The sequence below is a fragment of the Methylophaga sp. genome, assembly GCF_009711715.1.
In the GTDB taxonomy this organism is placed as follows: Bacteria; Pseudomonadota; Gammaproteobacteria; order Nitrosococcales; family Methylophagaceae; genus Methylophaga.
Map to the genome: position 1 here is coordinate 1 of NZ_VENF01000017.1, position 4,388 is coordinate 4,388.

A 4,388-nucleotide genomic window follows, 5' to 3' on the forward strand; every position below is an offset into this window, starting at 1 on the left:
AGCTGGACTAACCTGGGTGGTGTTCTGAGCGTATTCAGCCTGTAAGACCAAGACCCAATTCGATTAAGCAATTAATCGAACCAGTCTGATAAAAGGCCCGGCATCGCAAGATGTCGGGTCTTTTTTTGTCTGATGATTGATATTGCCGCAGCCCGGTTGACTCAGAACTGACAGATCCGTCGGTGCCAAAGTATAATAATTCGATTTTGACCGGCTATGTTGATACGCGGACGGAATCAAGACGGGTCGTTACTATCACTATAAAGTTAATGCCATCCTGCCAGAGGCTGCTCTGGACAAAAAAACGATAAGGGGAGGGCGGATGTGTTCGGCATCAACATAAAAGAGTACAAAGAAGTATCAGATCATAATGTCCCAATTGTTCAGTTTTAAAACCATTACCGCACTACTGTTCGCCGTGTTTCTGGCAGAGATGATGATGCTGGGCCGGATATATGGTGACACGCATTCGGAGACACGCCGGGAAGCACAACTGGTAGAACAAATCCTCCAGGAAAAGCTTCGGCATCTAGAAACCGCTATTGCTGACCAGGCCGATTTTGAGTACCAGCACGCATTTGCACTTCATAATCTCAGAGCGCTGGAAAAACTGGATATTACTTTTGTCGGTGATGATGGCAGCATACTCGACTCGAACCACCCCCAATCGCACCAGCGAGCATGGTGGTCAAGCCTGTTAGGCTGGCTGATTGATAAGCATCTCGGTTTGATGTCGGTCATCTATCCGGTGACCATTGCCGGGCAGCATGTGGGCGATTTGATTATTACCAACAATCTGGTGCATGAACTGGGTGAGGTGACGACTCAGGCGATAGAAATTTTGCTCCCCTGGTTTTTATTGTTTGTATTGTCCAGTCTGTTGCTATTGCGATTTTTTTCCTATTTGCTGGATGCTATTGAGCCCCTGCTGCCGGCTCAATCAGCTCACTCGCCGAAGGGCCGACACTTCGTCTTGCGATCACTGGTCAATCCGCGACGGTTGCCGATTAAGTTGATCACGGCGGTGGGGGCGTTAAATACACATTTTGCTCAGCAAAAACGGCAGGTGATCACAGCCCAGGAGGCTGAGCGAAAACGGCTGGCCGCCGAATTGCACGATGAACTGGGGCAGCATCTTACCGCAGTGAGAATGGAGATCGACAGGTTGTCCCGGCAGGAACAGACTCACATCAAATCATCGCTGACCGCATTGAAAACACACAGCGAACGGATGACAGAGATTGTGCGCTCGAATCTGGAACAGCTTAACCCGCCTGATTTGGCGGCGCACGGGCTGCGATATTGTCTGGATAACTTGATTAATGACTGGCAACGCCGCCATACACAGCATCAGCTTAGCTTCAGTATGCATTGTCATCCCCGGCTTCTGGAGTCACAATCACAGCTTATTGTCTACCGGCTTATCCAGGAGTGTCTTACCAATATCAGTCGTCATGCTGGCAAGCAGGTCAGTGTTGAGATCTCGCTACGAAGAGAAGCCGATATGGTCCGGATTGCAGTCGCGGACAATGGCAAGGGCTGTGATCTTGATGCCAAGCAGAGCGGTTTCGGCTTACCGGGAATGAAGCAGCGGGTGAAAGCGCTATCGGGAGAACTCACAATTATCAGTCAGCCAATGCAGGGAATGCAGGTTCTGGCAGCTTTACCTGTAGGGTGGAAACAATAAATGTCCAAAATCAGAATTCTTCTGGCCGATGATCATGAGGTCGTTCGTTCCGGTCTCGCCAACATGCTCAGTGAATATGACGACATGCAGGTGGTTCATGAAGTCGGCAGTGGCGAACAGGCTTACCAGCAGTTCAGTGAGTTGGTCCCTGATGTGCTGATTATTGATATGACCATGCCGGGAATTGGTGGGCTGGAAGCAGTTCGACGTATCTGCGGTCGCTATGGTGATGCCAGAGTCATCATGTTTTCAATGCATGAAAATGTGACGTTGGCGATGCAGGCTATGAGTGCCGGTGCGATGGGGTATGTGGCAAAGTCGGGTAATAGCCGGGATATTATTATTGCTATCCGCCAGGTAATGAGCGGCAAAAGTTATCTGAGCGCCGAAATGGCACAAAAGATTGCCCTGCAAAGTGTCTCCGGAAATGAAGACCCCACCCAGCGTCTGACAGCACGCGAATTCGAGGTTTTCCGGTTGTTGGCAGAGGGCCTGAGCCTGTCCAGTGTGGCCAAGCAATTAAATCTGGAATCCAAGACTGTCGCGAATTACCAGACCATTCTCAAAAACAAGCTGGGTTTTTCCACGTCGGCAGAAATGGTCAGACTGGCGATCAAATACGGCGTGATCAGCAGTCATTGAGACTTTTTTCTCATTTTTTTGATTCTTAATGCACGCTGTTCTATCAGGCTTTTCCGTGGGGCTTTGGGAAATATTCCCAAGATACCAATGAACTTGGCCTAATGAAAAGAGGGTAAAAGCGGAATAGAGTCTCCACTGTGGTGAAAACGCTCTGGCATCTCACCATGCTAATAACAAACCAAAATAGAGGTTACTCTAATGAAGCTGAAAACATTATCTCTGGCAATGATGTCACTTGCAGTCGCAGGCGCGGCGCAAGCTGACGAATTGCTGACTATGCAACAAAACGAAAACAACTGGGTTATGCCAGCTGGTAACTATGCTAACCAGCGTTATTCAGAACTGACACAAATCAATAAAGACAATGTCAAAAACCTGAACATGGCCTGGTCTTTCTCCACTGGTGTTCTGCGTGGTCACGAAGGTAACGCGCTGGTTATCGACGGCACCATGTATGTTCACACCCCGTTCCCGAACATCGTTTACGCGCTGGATCTGAACAACGACGGTGCGATCAAGTGGAAATACGAGCCTAAGCAAAACTACGACGAAACTGTGCCGGTCATGTGCTGTGACACCGTTAACCGTGGTCTGTCTTACGGCGACGGCAAAATCTTCCTGAACCAGGCTGACACTACGCTGGTTGCCCTGAATGCTGCTGACGGCAGCGTTGTCTGGTCTGACAAACGTGACGATCCAAAACGTGGTGCGACCAGCACAGCTGCGGCGCACGTGTTTAAAGATAAAGTTATCGTCGGTATTTCAGGTGGTGAGTTCGGTGTACGTGGTTACGTTCAGGCTTATGACCTGGACGGTAACGTTCAGTACAAAGCCTACAGCACCGGTCCAGACGAAGAAATGCTGGTTGATCCGGAAAAAACCACTTCCATGCTGAAACCGGTTGGCAAAGATTCTTCTTTGAAAACCTGGCAGGGCGACCAATGGAAAATCGGTGGTGGTACAACCTGGGGCTGGTACTCTTACGATCCTGACCTGAACATGTTCTACTATGGTAACGGTAACCCGTCTACCTGGAACCCGGTTCAGCGTCCTGGTGACAATAAGTGGACTATGTCTCTGTGGGGTCGTGATCTGGACACCGGTATGGCGAAATGGGTTTACCAGATGACCCCATACGATGAGTGGGACTACGACGGTGTGAACGAAGTCATCCTGGCTGAACAAAAAGTCAAAGGCAAAATGCACAAGACTGCGGTTCACTTCGACCGTAACGGTTTCGGTTACACCATGGATCGTGAAACCGGTGAACTGCTGGTTGCTGAGAAGTATGATCCAGCGGTTAACTGGTCAAACGGCGTTAACCTGAAAACCGGTCGTCATGATCGTGTAGCGAAATACTCGACTGCACGTAACGGTGAAGACGTTAACACCACTGGTATCTGCCCTGCGGCTTTGGGTTCAAAAGACCAACAGCCAGCGGCTTACTCACCACGTACCGGCCTGTACTATGTACCGACCAACCACGTGTGCATGGACTACGAGCCATTCGAAGTTGAGTATGTTGCCGGTCAGCCTTACGTTGGTGCGACCTTAAGCATGTACCCGGCACCAGGTGGTACTCACCTGGGTAACTTCATTGCCTGGGATGCGCGTGAAGGTAAAATCGTCTGGTCAAACCCGGAACGCTTTTCAGTCTGGTCAGGTGCCCTGGCAACTGCCTCTGATGTTGTGTTCTACGGTACGCTGGAAGGTTACCTGAAAGCAGTTGATGCCCAAACCGGTCGCGAGCTGTTCCGCTTCAAGACCCCATCCGGCATCATCGGTAACGTCAACACTTACAAGCACCAGGGTAAGCAGTACATCTCTATCCTGTCTGGTGTAGGTGGTTGGGCTGGTATCGGTATGGCTATCCCAAGCCTGGAAAACGACACAGATGGTCTGGGCGCAGTCGGTGCATACAAGTCACTGTCTAGCTGGACTAACCTGGGTGGTGTTCTGAGCGTATTCAGCCTGTAAGACCAAGACCCAATTCGATTAAGCAATTAATCGAACCAGTCTGATAAAAGGCCCGGCATCGCAAGATGTCGGGTCTTTTTTT

Annotated in this window: 3 protein-coding genes; all 3 read left to right on the forward strand. The window is 50.0% G+C overall.

Annotation, left to right across the window (positions count from 1 at the left end; genetic code table 11):
• Positions 1-370: 370 nt before the first annotated feature.
• The 3 genes from FH755_RS12320 to FH755_RS12330 all read left to right on the forward strand — a co-directional run bounded on the left by FH755_RS12320 (position 371) and on the right by FH755_RS12330 (position 4,306).
• Complete coding sequence (locus tag FH755_RS12320) at positions 371-1,687, forward strand: ATP-binding protein (RefSeq protein WP_292441418.1); 1,317 nt, start codon at positions 371-373, stop codon at positions 1,685-1,687.
• Positions 1,688-2,329 carry a response regulator transcription factor gene (locus tag FH755_RS12325; protein WP_292441419.1) on the forward strand — a complete coding sequence of 214 codons (642 nt, stop codon included), beginning with the start codon at positions 1,688-1,690 and terminating at the stop codon, positions 2,327-2,329.
• Positions 2,330-2,527: 198 nt separating this feature from the next.
• Positions 2,528-4,306, forward strand: a complete 1,779-nt coding sequence (locus FH755_RS12330; RefSeq protein WP_292441420.1) for a methanol/ethanol family PQQ-dependent dehydrogenase — start codon at positions 2,528-2,530, stop codon at positions 4,304-4,306.
• Positions 4,307-4,388 lie beyond the last annotated feature (82 nt).

Excerpts from the sequence above, each read along its gene's own strand:
- FH755_RS12325 (WP_292441419.1), top strand. The coding sequence starts at position 1,688 with ATGTCCAAAATCAGAATTCTTCTGGCCGATGATCATGAGGTCGTTCGT.
- FH755_RS12320 (WP_292441418.1), top strand. The coding sequence starts at position 371 with ATGTCCCAATTGTTCAGTTTTAAAACCATTACCGCACTACTGTTCGCC.
- FH755_RS12330 (WP_292441420.1), top strand. The coding sequence starts at position 2,528 with ATGAAGCTGAAAACATTATCTCTGGCAATGATGTCACTTGCAGTCGCA.